The sequence below is a fragment of the Paenibacillus alkalitolerans genome, assembly GCF_016482785.1.
Classification (GTDB): Bacteria; Bacillota; Bacilli; order Paenibacillales; family YIM-B00363; genus Paenibacillus_AE; species Paenibacillus_AE alkalitolerans.
On the sequence record NZ_JAEMXM010000012.1, the window covers coordinates 95706 to 111730 of the forward strand.

Consider the following 16025-nt stretch of genomic DNA (forward strand, 5'->3'; position numbering starts at 1 on the left):
ACCGGATGATAAGGTCAATTATTAAGCTTATTCACATAATTAAGGTCAGTTTTTGAGCTTATCCGCACTAGCCGCGGACGCGTCAAAGCGAACATTTTCATCCGGAAGCAAAATTTTTTTACGAAAAAGAAGGAATAATTACAAACAGGCAGAAATATTACATAAACAAAAACAAAAGAACATAAAACGAACAAAATAAACATAAGATTCAGAAATCAAAGATAGGAGATCATCGTATGTCAGAATTTATTCTAGAGTTGAAAGCGGTTACGAAGACATTTCCCGGCATCAAAGCTCTGGATAACGTTCATTTTCAATTAAAACTCGGAGAGATACACGCATTGATGGGGGAGAACGGCGCCGGAAAGTCCACTTTTATAAAAGTGATTACCGGGGTTCACCGGCCTGATGAAGGCGAGATCTATTATAACGGCGAGAAAGTAGAGTTCAAAAATCCGAAGGATGCGCAGGACATTGGGATCGCAGCGATTTACCAGCATGTGACATGCTATCCGGATTTAAGCGTAACGGAAAATATTTTTATGGGCCATGAGAAGGTTCAGAAGGGCACGAAACGGATTCTGTGGAACCAGATGCATGCCGAAGCGGAACTATTGCTGCGGGAATTGGGGGCGAATTTCGATCCGCGAACCGAAATGGGCGCTTTAAGCGTTGCGCAGCAGCAAATCGTGGAAATTGCGAAAGCGCTGTCAATGAATGCGAAAATTATTATCATGGATGAGCCCACCGCGGCTTTAAGCAAGAGAGAAAGCGAAGAGCTGTATAAAATCACGGAGCAATTGAGAGACAGAGGGGCGTCCGTAATCTTTATCTCCCATCGTTTCGAGGATATGTACAGGCTGGCGAGCAGAGTTACGGTGCTCCGGGACTCGAAATACATCGGCTCCTGGGATGTGGACGGGATTACGAACGAGGATTTGATTGTTGCGATGGTCGGCCGCGAAATTACGCAATTGTTCCCCAAGAAAGCAGCGGATATCGGCGAGGAGCTGCTGCGAGTGGAGGGTTTGGGGAAAACCGGGTATTTCGCCGAAGTATCGTTTTCCCTCCGCAAGGGAGAAATTCTCGGATTGACCGGTCTTGTCGGATCGGGGCGATCGGAGGTTTGCCAAGCCTTATTTGGAATCGATCCACCCGATACGGGACGTGTCATCTTCAAGGGAGAAGCAGTTACAATTTCCGATCCCTTGCAGGCAATGAATCTTGGAATCGGATATTTGCCCGAAGACCGTCAGAAGCAAGGACTTGTGCTCGAGTGGGGGCTGGACAGAAACATCACGCTTCCGACGCTGGAACGATTCTCGAACAAAGGTTGGCTAAATACCAAGAAAGAAGCCGAAGTGGCAAAGCAATTAACGGAAAAAATCAATGTGAAGGCGAAAAGTATTTTCGACTTAGCCGGTTCGTTGTCCGGCGGCAATCAGCAAAAAGTTGTAGTCGCCAAGCTGCTGACAGCCTCGCTGGATGTGATCATTTTGGATGAACCGACGAAAGGCGTCGACGTCGGCGCGAAATCCGCCATCTATGAAATCATCAGCGATTTGGCCAGCCAAGGCTACGGTATTATCATGGTTTCCTCGGAGATGCCGGAAATACTCGGCATGAGCGATCGGATCGTCGTGATGCGGGAAGGCAGAGTCGCGAAAATTCTTGAACGCAACGAAGCGACTCAGGAAACGATTCTTGAAGCGGCGATGGCGAATAATCGATAAAGATACGACGCCGGATCGGGATGCCGCAGTATAAAGCAAAAAAAGGTGGGGGCACTAATGGAAGTAAGAGCTACGACGGAAAAGGTTCCGATAAGCGCGAGCTTTGCGAGGTTCAGAGAATTGGGGCTGCTCGGTTTTATCATTATTTTATCGGTGGCCGTGCAGCTGCGGAACCCGAGCTTTCTAACGTTCGAGAATATCAACGATATGCTGACCAACACCGCAATACTCAGCATATTGACGGTCGGTATGATGCTCGTAATTGTGACAAGAGGCATCGACCTGTCGATCGGCGCGACATTGGCGCTGTCCGGAATGGTGGCCGCGCTGACGGTCAGCGCCAACCCGGGACTGCACCCGCTGGCCGCGCTATTAATCGGTACGATGACGGGGTTGCTGTGCGGAGCCGTTCTCGGAGGCTTAATATCTAAAGGCGGAGTTCTCCCTATTATCGCTACGCTTGGCATGATGAACGTATTCAGAGGGTTGACTTTCACGATCAGCGAAGGGAAATGGGTTAGCGCGCACCAAATGCCGGAAAGCTTTAAAGCGATTGCAACCGGTTCCTTCCTCGGGATTAATACGTTGATTGCCATTGCGGTCATTATTTACGTCGTTTTCTACTATTTTATCAACCACACCAGAACGGGAAGGCAGATATATGCGGTCGGGAGCAACCCCGAATCCGCAAAGCTGAGCGGCATTAACAACGACAAAATATTAATGCTGGTCTACTCGATTATGGGCGGCTTGTCCGGGCTTGCAGGAGTGCTGTGGGTTTCCAAGTTCGCTTCGGCCCAATCCGATACCGCGATGGGTTACGAGCTGAGCGTAATCGCAGCCTGCGTGCTTGGCGGTGTTAGCATCTCCGGAGGCTCAGGCAAGATATCCGGGATCATTCTCGGCTCCATCCTGTTGGGGATATTGAACAACGCGTTGCCTTTAATCAACGTTTCGCCCTTCTGGCAGACCGCCATTCAAGGTTCTATTATCCTCATCGCCGTAATCGTCAACGCCCTCGTTAAGCGGGGCGTCGAGCGCAACAATCTAATGAGGAGGGTCATATAAGCCATGGAACCGAGAGTAATTGCAGGGAACCGAGAGTTTAATTTCAAGCGCTTTTTCTTCCAGTGGGAATGGATGCTTGTTGTCATTCTGATCATTGTCAATGTGATTAATTCGAATTTATCTCCATATTACTTGGATTTCACAAACTTAAGAGATGCATCGATGGTATTTTTGGACAAGGCGTTTATCGTGTTGCCGATGGCGCTCGTCATCATTCTCAGGGACATCGATATTTCCGTCGCGTCGATCGTGGCGTTGGCTTCGGTCGTTATGGCCGATTTATACAATCGCGGGGTGCCGATGGAAATCTCAATGCTGATTTGCTTGGCCGTGGGCACGTTGTGCGGGCTCGTAAACGGCTTGCTGATTGTGAAATTCAAAGAGTTATCCGCAGTTATTGTGACCTTGGCGACCATGATTCTGTACCGGGGGATCGCCTATATCATCTTGGAAGATCAAGCGGCTGGAAAATTCCCTGAATGGTACAGCTATTTGGGATGGGGGTATGTCGAAGGCGTTCCTTTTATACTCGTCGTTTTCATCGTATTTGCCGTCTTGTTCGGCTTGCTGCTGCACAATACAACGTTCGGCAGACGGGTATACGCCATGGGAAACAACATTACCGCCAGCAGGTATTCAGGCGTACAGGTCGATAAGATCAAAATTATCGTCTTTACGCTGGCCGGCGTAATGTCCGCAGTGACGGCATTGTTCCTTACTTCCAGAATGGGCAGCACGCGTCCGAATGTGGCTACGGGCTACGAGCTCGAGGTCATCGCGATGGTTGTGCTCGGCGGCATAAGCACCGCAGGAGGGAGAGGGAAAATTATCGGCGCCGTACTGGCCGTATTCCTCATCGGACTGCTGCGCTATGGGTTAGGATTGGTAAACGTGCCGGCGCAGGTGCAGCTCATCATCATCGGGCTGCTGCTCATCGTTGCGGTGCTTGTTCCGAACTTGAAGTTTTCACAAAGAAAGCTGAGGAAGACCTGATTACCGTATACCAGGCGGCTTTGCGGGCTGCTTTGTATAAATAGATTGCGAGACATAGTAAAGGGAGGAAAAACAGAAATGAAGAAGATGGTCGCGTTACTGGTTTCCATTCTGTTGATTTTCACGTTGGCTGCTTGCGGCCAAAGCGGCGGAAATCAAGCTGCAGGGGGCCAAGCCGGCGGACAAACCGACGGCAGCTCCAATAGCGGCGGCGATGCCGGCGCAAAGAAAAAATTTGCAGTTATTTTCAAAAACACAGGTAACCCGTATGGCGAGAAGGAAATGGAAGGCTTTAAGATAGCCATCGAAGAGCTTGGGCACGAAGCGATTTTGAAAGCTCCGGATCAACCTACTGCCGAAGCTCAAATTTCCATGATCGAAGAGCTGATTTCGCAGAAAGTAGACGCGATCGCAATCGTGGCGAACGATCCGGATGCGTTGGAGCCTGCGCTGAAGAAGGCTATGAATCAAGGTATTAAAGTTCTTTCCTTGGATTCCGGCGTGAACGCCAACAGCCGCATGGTTCACATTAACCAGGCGGATCCCGAAAGAATCGGCCGCGTGCAGGTGCAAGCGATTTCCGAGATGATCGGCGGCAAAGGCCAAATCGCCGTGCTCAGCGCCACATCCCAAGCAACGAACCAGAATACGTGGATCGAGTGGATGAAGAAAGAACTCGAGGATCCGAAATATGCTGAAATCGAGTTGGTAAAAGTGGCATACGGCGACGATCTTCGCGACAAGAGCGTTTCCGAAACGGAAGCATTATTAAAGTCGTATCCCGATCTTAAAGGTATCATTTCCCCTACCACTGTCGGAATCGCCGCAGCGGGCAAAGTGCTTACGGATAAAGGCCTGAAAGGAAAAGTTCACTTGACCGGCCTCGGATTGCCGAGCGAGATGGCGGAATACATCGAAAGCGGCGTTTGCGAATGGATGTATTTATGGAACCCGGTCGATGTCGGTTACTTGTCCGGCTACGCGGCGGCAGCGCTGGTAGACGGAACGATTACGGGCAAGGTCGGCGACAAGTTCGACGCCGGCCGGTTGGGCGAGAAGCAAATCATTCAAGACGGTGAAGGAACGCAAATTATGTTGGGCGATCCGTTTAAATTCGATTCCGGCAATATTGCCGAGTGGAAGACCGTATATTAATATTTGCGGCTAATGCATGAATAACCGACGCAGCCTCCTCCGATACCGAACGGGGGAGGCTGTGAAGGATAAGGGGATGGAAGAAGTGATGCATTCCGTTAACGGGCTGGCCGATTTGCGAGAGAATTGAACGGAACGACAAGGAAATTTGTGCTATAATTTTGGCGATGGGGGAGGATATGATGCAGAAGAGTAATAAGTTTGCTTGGACGTGGACGATCAAGGAAGAATTTCTGGATGAATATGTGAAGATGCATCTCGACCCGTGGCCGGAGGTTCTGGAAGAGCACAGCAAGGCCGGGATTCGGAACTATTCCATATTTCAGAACGGCAGCCAGTTTTTTTATTGTTTTGAGTGCGACGATTTGGATGCCGCCTTCTCCTACATAGCGAAGAGTGAGCCGTGCAACCGTTGGAACGCCATCACGTCGAAGATGGTCAAAGGGTCGTTCGATTTCAATGACGCCGAGCCGATCAAACCGATGAGGGAAGTTTTCTATTTGAAGTGAGTCGTGCGGAACCTGGCCTTGTACTATTGCAGCCGGGTTCCGCTTTTTTTACTTGGCGTATGAGGTTTTAATGCGTAAATACTCAAATGCCGTATTTGCAACCGCACTAAATATCCTTAGCGATTTCCATTATGCTGAAGATATCGCCCAGGATGCATTCTTCAAAGCTTGGTTTAGATTAGGTGAATTAAAGGATGGTGATAAATTTGGCAGCTGGCTGCATACCTTGACAAGGCGATTGGCCATCGATTGGGTTAGAAAAAACAAGTGGAAACGGTTCGAATCGGCAGAGAACGTCATTGAGTTTTCTGAAACGGAGACAGTCGAGGATACATATATTTTGCAGGAGACAAGAAGGTCCGTATGGGGAGCATTAAATCAACTTGATGAAAATCATCGGCTTGCTGCGGTATTGTACTTCATAAGCGGTCTGAACTCTCGTGAAATAAGCGAGTTTGTGGGTGTTTCAAAGAATACGATAGAAAGCCGCATTCGCAGGGCGAAACTAAAAATGAAAAAGGAGCTGTTTTATATGGCCGGAGAGACGCTTACAGAACATAAATTAGGAGCGGAATTCGAGGAGAAGGTAATAAAGAGGGTGCTGGAAGTCGCTTGTTTGAATTTACCGGTAAGTAACGTCGAGGCATCGACCCAATGGTATGTCACCCATTTAGGGTGTACGGTGATGCGTCCGCCGCAAAGATTTGATGACGGTAATGCGAACGCATTAATAAGATTGGGGGGCGGCGGACCGGCTGTCTGGCTTCGCGAATCCTCAGACTCGGTGAAAATGGACTTTTCCAGAAACGGCGGCAATGGTTTGACAATTTTCGAATTGCGGACGGAGAACGTTGATGAGTTTTATGAACAGTTAGGGAAAGAAGGAGTAAATGTTTTCGACAGACAAAATAGTTTGCCGTGCGGTAAATATTTCAAAGTGGCCGATCCTGATGGAAATACATTCACCGTGTTGGAATTCTAGAGAAGAGTATGCTTTGAATATTTAGTGTTTTTGGGAACAGCTAGGATGCTAACCTGCTCCGTATTCACAGGGTTATGTGACAAACAAAATAAGGTCAAAAGTTGACCCTATGCCTATGCATAAGGTCAACAACTGAACCTATACTCTCTTAGCAATCAATTTCTCCTGCTCTACATTTGTGATCCAGTGTAGAGTAAGGTCAAAAGTTGATCTTATGTTTATGAATAAGCTCAAAAACTGATCCTATATATTGGCAATAATGATTTTCTCTGCTTACAACTGTGATCCCGGGCTGAATAAGGTGAAAAGTTGACCCTATGCTTATGAATAAGCTCAAAAATTCACTCTATTTACAAAAAAACATTTTTTCCGGCCACACCGACCTATTCTAAAATAGCATTCGATTCATGGATAATATTACCGGTTAAGGAAATGCTATTCCACGGAAGAAGGTGAACTGCCATGGAGATTGAGAAAAAACCAGCGAATGAACAAGAAGCAAAGGATGAAACGATACAAGACAATGAGACGAATACAGATTACGAATTGATGCAAGAATATGCCAATCAGCTGAATGGAGATTTAGACGCTCCGGACTAACCAAAAGTCACTCTCACCTGTACTAGGTCGATGATTCTGCCGTCTTCAGCGCTGCGGGCGTATACCCATATTTCCCCGCCGGGGGAAGTCGGAGTCCTGTCAAAGGGAAGCGTTGCGGCAAAATAGCCGTATGCAGGCGCACCTTCCAATGCCGTCGTAAACCGTTCGTTCGACACGACGACATCGTTATCGTCCCGAATTTGCATCAGCACGTTGGCTTCAAATACTCTGGCAAAGCCTTCCACCCGTACCCCGCTGCGAATGACATCTCCCGGAAGCGGGCGAATCACTACAATATTGATAGATGAAGGCAGAGGAAGAAGGAGACGGTAACCCGCATAAATCAAATCGAGCGAGAACCCGGGCCTTCCATCGTTAGCATTTATAATGTTGTTGATCGGAACTTGGAATCTTCTCGAGATGCGTGATAAAGTATCCCCAGGCTCGACTTCGTAGACAAACGCTGGAGCCCAAAGAGGCTGACCGGCAAAAATGAGGTTCGGATTCTGAATACGGCGGTTTACCCCGGCAAGCAGATCCGGGTGCGCAGAAAATCGCAGACCGATCCGGTAAAGCGTATCTCCGGGAGCCACAATGTAGATGGTGCGGTATGGGCGTTCGGCAGGGACCGGAACAAGCAGCGTCAAACCGGGATAAATCAAATTCGGGTCGATGATGGGCGGAGCCAAGTGGTTCACTCTTTGAATATCCGTGACGGTACTGCCGAAACGCGAAGCGATCGTAAACAATGTATCTCCAGGTTGAATTGTATACACGACATGTGTTTCTCTTACGACGGGCATGCGGATCCCACTCTCCCTTGGGCTATTCACCATTATGATATGCGCCGGCCGGGAAAAATGGGAATGATTGAGCACGCCGTTTAAACGCAAGTCAGGCTGCCGGTATCTTCGACAGCCTGTTCTCGCATCTAAATAAAACCCGCCCACTCTACATGTATATACTCATCGGTTTCCTCATCGTCCGTCTCGGGATTGCCGTCTATTTCTTCCGCGGTTACATTTTCAAATTCTTCATCATCGTGCCGCATAATGCCGCTCCTTTCTTTGTCTCCAAATTCAATGGGTATTATTGCTAAATCGGAGTTAAACTATGCAAAAACAAACATCGCAAATCGGGAGGTTCGCACGAAATGGACGCATTCGAAGACATCGGTGAGGAGATGGCGGAACAGGACAATGGGAAAAATGCCGACATTTACGGAATACTCGAACATCCGATGGAAGTCGATTCGGATGTCAACGAGGACCGCAATCGCGAGCGGCAGTTGGATGAATCGTTTCGTGACTGGGTTAAAGACAACAACCGGATCAACGACAAGCTGAAGGACGACTTAATTTGAAGCATCCCTCTCAGACGGGAAAAATTCCGCTGGGAGGGATTTTTTGTTTGAAAGCGAAAAGAAAGTAAGAAGAATTTTTCTCATGACCTGCGGAGCAGCAAATGGAATGATACTTTCGGAGGAGGTACATAATGGCCAACCTTCATCGTGAATCTACGCTAAGCACAGTAAGGAAGTTGTTATCCGCAAACCTTTCATGTCTTGAAAATGATTTTTCCCGAACCGGTACATTTGTGTATGAAGCAGAAAAGAGGGAGGGCGGATTCAGATTCCCTTTTCGCGAAAAGTCCCTTTCTGTCGTTACAATGGGCAAGGGCGTTATTATTTCGTGCAATTCTGAAAGAATGGCATGGGTGAAGGAGCAGTTAGGGCAACTGCATCGCGGGCAAATATTTTCGGCGGCAGCTATCGGCCGCATGCAGCAATATGTAAGTAAAGACCATCAATATATTGCGGGGCCTGATCAGAAATATGTTTGCTCTTCTTACGATACAAAACCGTTCGAATTACCTGAAGGACTTAATGTAACGCTAGTTCAACGAAATGAAGTACCTTCATTATACGCATACAATGGTTTTAATCACGCGCTGTCGTACCGTGTAGACAATCCCCGTCCGGATGTGCTTGCGACTGTGGCTGAATTCAACGGCGAAATTGTTGGAATTGCGGGTGCATCCGAGGATAGTGAACTCATGTGGCAAATAGGCGTGAACATTTTGGACGAATATCAGGGAAGGGGTATTGGAAAAGCGCTCGTGGGCACTTTGACCAATGCGATATTAAATGAAGGGGCGGTCCCATACTATTCGACTGAAGTCAGCAATCTTCAGTCTAGACAATTGGCAATTAGTTTGGGATACTGGCCGGCATGGGTCGAATTATATGCCCGGGAGTAAGGCTTGACAGGGGCGAGAATACGATATTCGATTAATAACCGGTTGCTTGGTCATATCGCTGTTTTGATAAAATTACCCGCCCCTTCACAACAATAATGTAACCGATGTGGATCAAATAATGTAATAAATTATTACAACGCTACCCCCAGAAGCAGATTGTTTCTCCCGAATACTACAGTAACACGGACGAATCTCGTTCCAAACAAGAGCATAATTGGGAGAGTGAATGTTAATGATTCGCACTGAAATGTGGAAAAAGTTGTTGGCCGGAACGTTAGCTTTATCGATGGTGGCAGGAGGAGCCTCTTCCGCTTTCGCGAAAGACAAAGATCGCGACGACGATGACGACGATAAAGTAAAAATCGAAGTGAAAGACGGAAACCGCAAGATTGAAATAAAGTTGGATTTAGACGATGTGGAAAAAGAGGCCGCATGGGCGCTTAAATACATAGCTGAACTGGCTGCCAAAGGCGTATTCACCGGTTACGAGGACGGAACGTTCCGCCCGAAGCAGCACATTACACGCGTTGAAGCGATTACGGCTGCCGTTCGTCTGATGGGGTTGGAGGCGCAAGCGAAATCGCAGGCGGAAATGAGCACGGAGCTCAACTTCAAAGACGCGGAAAAAATCCAACGCAAATACCCATGGGCCGTCGGATATATATCGGTTGCTGTGGAGAACGACTTCTTTGCGGAAACCGAATCGGAAGTGAAGCCGGAGAAGAAAGCGGACCGCCTCTGGGCAACGATGCTTCTTATTAAGGCGTTGAAACTCGAAGAAGAAGCGAAAGCGAAGATGAATACGAAGCTTACGTTCAAGGACGCGAACGAAATTCCGGCCGGCGCTGTCGGATACGTCGCGCTTGCGGTGGAGAAAGGCCTCATCACCGGTTACGAAGACAACACGTTCAAACCGAACAAACCGGTAACCCGCGCGGAATTGGCCGCCCTCCTTGAGCGGACGGACGATCAAATGCCGGAAACACCAGGGCATGTGGACGCGCAAGTGACGGGCACGGTTTCCTCTGTGATTGGAAATTCGATTACCATTGTAAAAGACGGACAACCGACGACGGTTAATGTTACAGCAGATACTTTCATATGGCGCAATAACCAGAAAGTAAACGTGACGGCCATAATTTCGGGCGATCAAGTGAAGGTCCATACTGTCCAAGGCGTAGCTACCTATATTGAAGTGAAACAAGCGGCAACAAACGACAATACGGCGGTTTATACAGCCACGGGAATATATCAGGAGCACCGCTTGAATGCGCAAGGCGAACTTGAACAAATTACGATTCTCCGTGACGTATACGGTCAAAACGGTCAAAACCCGCATTCGGTTGTTTTCAATGTGGCGAGCGGCGCGCAAATTATCGGCGGTAACGCATTTTCGCTTCAAAAAGATAAGACGCAGCTTGAACTTCTTGTTATAGATCAAAAAGTAGAGACGATTAAAATTATTGAAGAAGATGATGAATAAAGACTAAATATAACATCGATACGCCCTCCGGTCTCTCTTGAGATCGGGGGGCTTTTCCATGTTTTTTTGTATATAATGGAAAAAGAGGTGAATTACATGACGGAAGCCGTTCTGGCAATAGAGCAATTGGTTGGAGGGTACAGCCGCAACAGACCGGTGCTGCGCGACATATCTTTGCAGGTGCAGCCGGGGGAATTGATCGGTTTAATCGGCCTTAACGGTGCGGGGAAGAGCACGCTGATGAAACATATCATCGGTTTGCTTAAACCTCACCAAGGGCAAGTATCGGTTTGCGGCAAACGGCTCGCCGAGGAACCGGAGCAGTATCGGACGTCCTATGTATTCGTGCCGGAAAGTCCGTTATTATACGATGAACTGTCCGTATGGGAGCATCTCGAGTTTACCGCCATGGTGTACGGTATCGAACGCGCGGCATTCGAGGATCGGGCCCAACGTTTGCTTGAACGGTTTCGAATGGCTGCCGAACGGAATAAGTTCGCTCGGCACCTGTCGAAAGGAATGCGCCAGAAGGTAATGATCATGTGCGCGTTTCTCGTGCGGCCGCCTCTCTATCTCATAGACGAGCCGTTCCTGGGGCTCGATCCGCTTGCGGTGCGCGCGCTTTTGAAACAGATGGATGAAGAGAAACGGTCGGGTGCGGGGCTAATTGTGAGTTCGCACATTATCTCGATGATGGAGACGTACTGCGATCGATACGTTGTGCTGCATGAGGGCAATATTATCGCGCATGGGACAAAACGGGATATTACAGAGTTGGCGGGGGCGCCTTCGATGGAGGAAGCGTTCTTCCGATTAGTGGGCGGGGGAGACGCATGATCGGCTTGACGGAGCTTTGGCGGCGCCGCCGCAATGCCGATGCGAAAGAAACTTTCCCATATTGGAAGTATGTCTTCAGCAGCGGTTTCGGATTAGTTGCCGCCGCAGCAGTATTTTTGTCGATTCAAGGGTACATCTTTTTGCTGCGTGAAGCCGAGCAAACCGGCGGCTTGCCCGTATCTCTTCCGTTCGCCGCAGCCTCCTTGCTGACGGTAACGCTTTTGTGGAACCCGGTTCGGACGTATTTGACGGAACCCGACATCGTCTTTTTGACCCCTGCGGAATCAAGAATGACTCATTATTTTCGGCCGGCTTGGAATCGAGGGTTGCTCCAAAGCGGATTTGGCGTATGTGCGGCGCTTTTGGCGATATGGCCCTTCTTTTCCGCATTGGGGGGGACTGCTTTAGTATATGGAGCCGTTATCATAATGACGGTTGTTATTAAAGCGATTCTATTTTTCGGATCTCGGGAGGAGAAGCGGTTCGATTCCCCAACGTACAGGATCGTATTTCTTGCGGTCAAAGCACTGGCTGCCTTCGCATCGATCCATCTGATGTTTCGTTTCCCGCTTTCCGTATCCATTCCTGCAGTCGTAGTCGTTTGGGCGGCGTACTTGTTGTCTTTGCGATTGCCCGGCAAATTTTCCGTTCACTGGGAGTATCTCATCCGGGAGGAACGGCGAAAGAAAGCTGTGACGGAACGTTGGTTCAGCCAATTCGTCGACCTTCCGCGCAGTGAAGAAACGTATCGTCGGCGGGCTTATCTGCAGCCGCTGTTGACGCTTGCGTCAAAAAACGCGCGCAACGCCTATGTCTACTTGTATTGGAGGACGCTGCTTCGTTCTTCGATATTTATGATTTTGGTTCGGCTAATGTTATTGGAATATCTGTTTATGTTTTTATTTCCCGGAAAATGGACGAGCACCGCAATATATGCGGGTTTCGTCATTCTCGCCGGTATCCAATTGAAAAGTCTTGAGACGATCCGCAGAGACGTGCTGCATCTGGCCGTCTCACCGATTCCCGAGGAGCAGCGTCGTCTCGCAGTGCGGACTATCAGGCGTTCCGCGCATCGGGCATGGAACGTGCTGGCCGCACTTCCGCTCTTTGCGGTCATGCCATGGCATTTCGTGATAACTTTGACGGCGGCCGGTGTTGTTGCTCCCGTACTTTTTGCAAGGGGAAAGACCGGCCTCACTGGGCGGAAAGGCATATGAAATCTTAAGAATGAAAGCTGGCGATGCTGCAGTGTGTTTAATTTTGTTCGCTTATAAAGTACATCCTAAATATCAACTTATCTTAGCGGCTAATCGGGATGAATTTTACAACAGACCGACATCTCCGGCTCATTATTGGGACGATCATCCGAATATACTGGCTGGGCGGGATTTATTGAAGATGGGTACTTGGTTGGGAGTAACAACGACAGGCCGGTTTGCAGCCCTTACCAATTATCGAAATCCGAAGGAAGAATCGGATGGCAAGCGTTCGCGGGGAGAGTTGGTTGCCGATTTTTTGAAGGGTATTAAATCACCGAGAGTCTATATATCGGAAGCGGCGGACGCACGGGAATCCTACCCAGGTTACAATTTGCTGGCAGGGGATACGAACGAGTTGTATTATTATTCAAATATTGAAGACAAGATTCGAAAGCTGGAGCCGGGGATTTACGGTGTTAGCAATCATTTGCTAAATACCGAATGGCCCAAGGTTAAACGCGGTAAAGCTGGTCTAGCAAATATTCTGAGTGAGAGTGACGACCATTTGACTGCACGGTTATTTACGCTGCTCTATAACACGGACCCCGCTTCAGATGATTTGCTTCCTAGCACCGGGGTTTCTCTGGAGTGGGAGCGGCTGCTCTCCCCGATCTATATTCGAAGTGACAGCTACGGCTATGGCACTAGGAGCTCAACGGTTCTTTTGATGACAGATGAAGTAATTTGGTTCAGAGAGAGAGTATATCCCCGGGAAGAGACGAAAGATCGGCAATTCACAATTAACATTCGTAACCGGGAATAATAGTTTTGGACCAGCAATAAGAAGACGATGGAGGCTGGCGGCTGCCCAGCCTCCTCTAGTGCAGCCTATATCTGCTGTACTTTAATTAAATTAGTCGATCCTGATTTCCCGATCGGTACACCTGCGGTTATTACTACATAGTCACTTTTCTCAAGAAGACCGGTTTTAATGCTGTTATGGATTGCGGATTCAAACATTTCATCGGTTGTTGCTACGCCGTCTCCCAAGACGGGAACGACCCCCCATAAAAGGCACAACCTCTGCAGAATGTGATGATGTTGAGTAATTGCAATAATGGGAGCTTCGGGACGATATTTTGAAACCATTCGGGCAGTAAAGCCGCTTTCTGTCGGAGTGATAATGGATTTCGCATTTAATTCCAATGACGAACTCACAACGGCTTGACTAATAATTTCCGTCACATTTGCGGATTGCTGTTTCCTTCTCTTGGAGAATTGCTCGCAGTAGTCTATCGTCGATTCCGCTCTTTCCGCGATAGTCGCCATTGTGATGACTGATTCTACCGGGTACTTCCCCGCAGCGGTTTCGCCGGAAAGCATAAGAGCATCCGCCCCCTGTAAGACGGCTGAAGAAACGTCACTTACTTCTGCCCGGGTAGGGCGTGGGTTTACTTGCATAGAGTCCAACATATGTGTTGCTACTATAACAGGCTTTCCCGCTGCATTGCATTTCTCAATGATATTCCTTTGGACGAGCGGAACTTCCTCAACTGGAATTTCGACACCGAGGTCGCCGCGGGCAACCATGATCCCGTCAGAAACCTCTATAATCTCATCCGCGTTCGTGACGCCTTCTTCGTTCTCTATCTTGGAAATTACCTGAACGTGCTGCGCATTATTTTCTTGTAATATCTGTCTTACTTCTAATATATCTTCAGCTTTTCTGACAAAAGAGACGGCTATTATGTCGATTTCGTTCTCCAAGCCAAATATAATGTGGCGGACATCCCTTTCTGTGATGCCTGGAAGCGTGGTTTTGACACCAGGCAGATTGACGCCTTTTCTTGGTTTTAGGTTCCCGCCGTTAACGACCTTGCAATGAATGTCTTGGTTCTCGACGGATAAGACACGCAATTCAATTAGCCCGTCGTCAATCAGAATTCTTGAATTTGGATAGAGAACTTTGGGCATGTCTTCATAAGTAACCGAAATCCTCTCGTTATCGCCAAGTACTTGAGCCGTTGTGAGAATAATCTCGTCGTTATTTTGCAATTGAATGAATTGGTCTTTCAGTTTTCCAATCCTGATCTCAGGCCCCTTAATATCCAGCAGCACCGGAACAAAAGTATTCAATTCTGCGGCAGCTTGTCGAATATTTTGGATTCTAACTTTATGTTCTTCCAGCTCGCCATGCGCCATATTTAACCTGGCAACCGTCATTCCTGAGCGAATCATGTCTGCCAGCGTCGCAACTGAATCGCACGAAGGCCCTAAAGTGCAAACCATTTTTGTTTTCCTCATAATGACTCTCCTCAGTGTTTTTAATATCTTATTCGAAAACGCATTGACCTCGCCATGGATTATAGTACGATGGTTGTAATATAGTACAAAGGTGATTGCGATGATAACCGTTGAGAATGTTCGCCAGGATCGCGGACTTGATTTATTTGAGGAGAAGCGGTGTGCAATTGATAATGTTTTTTTCTTGAATACATATGGGAAATGCGTGTTTTGGATGAATGATAGAAAAGTTGTTATGGAAAAAGGAGACGCAATTTTGATTCCTGAAGGGGTCCAATTTTATTGGAAAAGCATCCCGACGGTGTTTCATTCGAAATATGCAGTAACATTTCGAAAAATGAACGACTCCCCTCCTCTGCCATTTTTCAACTCTAAAGAATATATATATGCCAAGCTTGGCTGTTACGATCTGATCCATGAGCGAATGAAGTTAATCAGCAGCCAGTGGAATGACAAGTTGCCCTATTACGATATTCTTGGCGCAGCCCTGATGCTTGAAATATTGACATATTGTCAAAGAGAATCGGACAGGGGGACACTTATCCCGGAAAAATATAACATTGTCGAAATAATGAAAAGGTATATTCAAGAGAACTATCGAAGAAAGATTACAAAAGAAGATCTTGCCCGCGTTATTAGAAAAAGTCCGAATTACGCCGCAACGCTTTTTAGCCGAACCACCGGACAAACCATTAGCGAATATGTCCACTCGATTCGAACAAAAACTGCAATATATATGCTAAGCGAGTCTGACTTAACAATTGGTGAGATATCCGAGTTTTTGGGTTATAGTGATGTATCGTATTTCAACAAAGTTTTTAAGCGGATCACCGGGAGGACACCATCGGACTACTTCAATGAAAGACCTTCAATAATTATCTAATGATATGGAAGCGGGTTGAT

Annotated in this window: 16 protein-coding genes; 14 read left to right on the plus strand and 2 right to left on the minus strand. The window is 47.8% G+C overall.

Features of this window, described 5'->3' with window-relative positions; all coding sequences use genetic code 11:
* The first annotated feature begins 236 nt into the window (after positions 1-236).
* The 7 genes from JET16_RS18380 to JET16_RS18410 all read left to right on the plus strand — a co-directional run bounded on the left by JET16_RS18380 (position 237) and on the right by JET16_RS18410 (position 7040).
* Positions 237-1733 carry a sugar ABC transporter ATP-binding protein gene (locus tag JET16_RS18380; RefSeq protein ID WP_199618303.1) on the plus strand — a complete coding sequence of 499 codons (1497 nt, stop codon included), beginning with the start codon at positions 237-239 and terminating at the stop codon, positions 1731-1733.
* 57 nt (positions 1734-1790) lie between these two features.
* Positions 1791-2801, plus strand: coding sequence for an ABC transporter permease (locus JET16_RS18385; RefSeq protein ID WP_233531851.1), 1011 nt, complete (start codon positions 1791-1793; stop codon positions 2799-2801).
* Between the two features lie 3 nt (positions 2802-2804).
* Positions 2805-3794: an ABC transporter permease gene (locus JET16_RS18390; protein ID WP_199618305.1), complete on the plus strand. Its 990-nt coding sequence runs from the start codon at positions 2805-2807 to the stop codon at positions 3792-3794.
* A gap of 78 nt (positions 3795-3872) precedes the next feature.
* The gene (gene rhaS / locus JET16_RS18395) at positions 3873-4949 is read left to right on the plus strand and encodes a rhamnose ABC transporter substrate-binding protein (RefSeq protein ID WP_199618306.1); all 1077 of its coding nucleotides are present in this window, start codon (positions 3873-3875) and stop codon (positions 4947-4949) included.
* Positions 4950-5128: 179 nt separating this feature from the next.
* A complete protein-coding gene (locus tag JET16_RS18400; protein ID WP_233531853.1) occupies positions 5129-5458 on the plus strand; it encodes an L-rhamnose mutarotase in 330 nt (109 codons plus the stop codon).
* A gap of 52 nt (positions 5459-5510) precedes the next feature.
* Positions 5511-6440, plus strand: coding sequence for a sigma-70 family RNA polymerase sigma factor (locus JET16_RS18405; RefSeq protein WP_267908715.1), 930 nt, complete (start codon positions 5511-5513; stop codon positions 6438-6440).
* 462 nt (positions 6441-6902) lie between these two features.
* A complete protein-coding gene (locus JET16_RS18410) occupies positions 6903-7040 on the plus strand; it encodes a hypothetical protein (protein WP_199618308.1) in 138 nt (45 codons plus the stop codon).
* On the opposite strand, the gene JET16_RS18415 is transcribed toward JET16_RS18410, so the two are convergent.
* A complete protein-coding gene (locus JET16_RS18415) occupies positions 7037-7843 on the minus strand; it encodes a LysM peptidoglycan-binding domain-containing protein (protein WP_199618317.1) in 807 nt (268 codons plus the stop codon). The two genes, JET16_RS18410 and JET16_RS18415, sit on opposite strands and share 4 nt — an antisense overlap.
* Positions 7844-8193: 350 nt before the next feature.
* Between JET16_RS18415 and JET16_RS18420 the strand changes: the two genes are divergently transcribed.
* From JET16_RS18420 to JET16_RS18445, 6 genes are all read left to right on the plus strand, one after another.
* Positions 8194-8403, plus strand: a complete 210-nt coding sequence (locus JET16_RS18420; protein WP_199618320.1) for a hypothetical protein — start codon at positions 8194-8196, stop codon at positions 8401-8403.
* 131 nt (positions 8404-8534) lie between these two features.
* Positions 8535-9299 (plus strand): GNAT family N-acetyltransferase, encoded by a 765-nt coding sequence (locus JET16_RS18425; protein WP_199618323.1) that lies wholly within the window; start codon positions 8535-8537, stop codon positions 9297-9299.
* Between the two features lie 232 nt (positions 9300-9531).
* The gene (locus JET16_RS18430; protein ID WP_199618326.1) at positions 9532-10782 is read left to right on the plus strand and encodes an S-layer homology domain-containing protein; all 1251 of its coding nucleotides are present in this window, start codon (positions 9532-9534) and stop codon (positions 10780-10782) included.
* 96 nt (positions 10783-10878) lie between these two features.
* Positions 10879-11619, plus strand: a complete 741-nt coding sequence (locus JET16_RS18435; RefSeq protein ID WP_199618329.1) for an ABC transporter ATP-binding protein — start codon at positions 10879-10881, stop codon at positions 11617-11619.
* Positions 11616-12836 (plus strand): ABC transporter permease, encoded by a 1221-nt coding sequence (locus JET16_RS18440; protein WP_199618332.1) that lies wholly within the window; start codon positions 11616-11618, stop codon positions 12834-12836. The genes JET16_RS18435 and JET16_RS18440 overlap by 4 nt, the downstream gene beginning before the upstream one ends.
* Positions 12837-12846: 10 nt before the next feature.
* Positions 12847-13641, plus strand: coding sequence for an NRDE family protein (locus JET16_RS18445; RefSeq protein ID WP_233531855.1), 795 nt, complete (start codon positions 12847-12849; stop codon positions 13639-13641).
* Positions 13642-13706: 65 nt separating this feature from the next.
* Here the strand turns inward: JET16_RS18445 and pyk are convergent, their stop codons facing one another.
* Positions 13707-15122, minus strand: a complete 1416-nt coding sequence (pyk, locus tag JET16_RS18450; RefSeq protein ID WP_199618334.1) for a pyruvate kinase — start codon at positions 15120-15122, stop codon at positions 13707-13709.
* A gap of 100 nt (positions 15123-15222) precedes the next feature.
* Between pyk and JET16_RS18455 the strand changes: the two genes are divergently transcribed.
* A complete protein-coding gene (locus JET16_RS18455) occupies positions 15223-16005 on the plus strand; it encodes a helix-turn-helix domain-containing protein (protein ID WP_199618337.1) in 783 nt (260 codons plus the stop codon).
* The last annotated feature ends 20 nt before the right edge of the window (positions 16006-16025 follow it).

Bases quoted from the DNA above. Each gene is read 5' to 3' on its own strand.
- JET16_RS18380 (WP_199618303.1), top strand. From the start codon at position 237: ATGTCAGAATTTATTCTAGAGTTGAAAGCGGTTACGAAGACATTTCCC.
- JET16_RS18385 (WP_233531851.1), top strand. From the start codon at position 1,791: ATGGAAGTAAGAGCTACGACGGAAAAGGTTCCGATAAGCGCGAGCTTT.
- JET16_RS18390 (WP_199618305.1), top strand. From the start codon at position 2,805: ATGGAACCGAGAGTAATTGCAGGGAACCGAGAGTTTAATTTCAAGCGC.
- rhaS (WP_199618306.1), top strand. From the start codon at position 3,873: ATGAAGAAGATGGTCGCGTTACTGGTTTCCATTCTGTTGATTTTCACG.
- JET16_RS18400 (WP_233531853.1), top strand. From the start codon at position 5,129: ATGATGCAGAAGAGTAATAAGTTTGCTTGGACGTGGACGATCAAGGAA.
- JET16_RS18410 (WP_199618308.1), top strand. From the start codon at position 6,903: ATGGAGATTGAGAAAAAACCAGCGAATGAACAAGAAGCAAAGGATGAA.
- JET16_RS18415 (WP_199618317.1), bottom strand. From the start codon at position 7,843: ATGCCCGTCGTAAGAGAAACACATGTCGTGTATACAATTCAACCTGGA.
- JET16_RS18420 (WP_199618320.1), top strand. From the start codon at position 8,194: ATGGACGCATTCGAAGACATCGGTGAGGAGATGGCGGAACAGGACAAT.
- JET16_RS18425 (WP_199618323.1), top strand. From the start codon at position 8,535: ATGGCCAACCTTCATCGTGAATCTACGCTAAGCACAGTAAGGAAGTTG.
- JET16_RS18430 (WP_199618326.1), top strand. From the start codon at position 9,532: ATGATTCGCACTGAAATGTGGAAAAAGTTGTTGGCCGGAACGTTAGCT.
- JET16_RS18435 (WP_199618329.1), top strand. From the start codon at position 10,879: ATGACGGAAGCCGTTCTGGCAATAGAGCAATTGGTTGGAGGGTACAGC.
- JET16_RS18440 (WP_199618332.1), top strand. From the start codon at position 11,616: ATGATCGGCTTGACGGAGCTTTGGCGGCGCCGCCGCAATGCCGATGCG.
- JET16_RS18445 (WP_233531855.1), top strand. From the start codon at position 12,847: ATGAAAGCTGGCGATGCTGCAGTGTGTTTAATTTTGTTCGCTTATAAA.
- pyk (WP_199618334.1), bottom strand. From the start codon at position 15,122: ATGAGGAAAACAAAAATGGTTTGCACTTTAGGGCCTTCGTGCGATTCA.
- JET16_RS18455 (WP_199618337.1), top strand. From the start codon at position 15,223: ATGATAACCGTTGAGAATGTTCGCCAGGATCGCGGACTTGATTTATTT.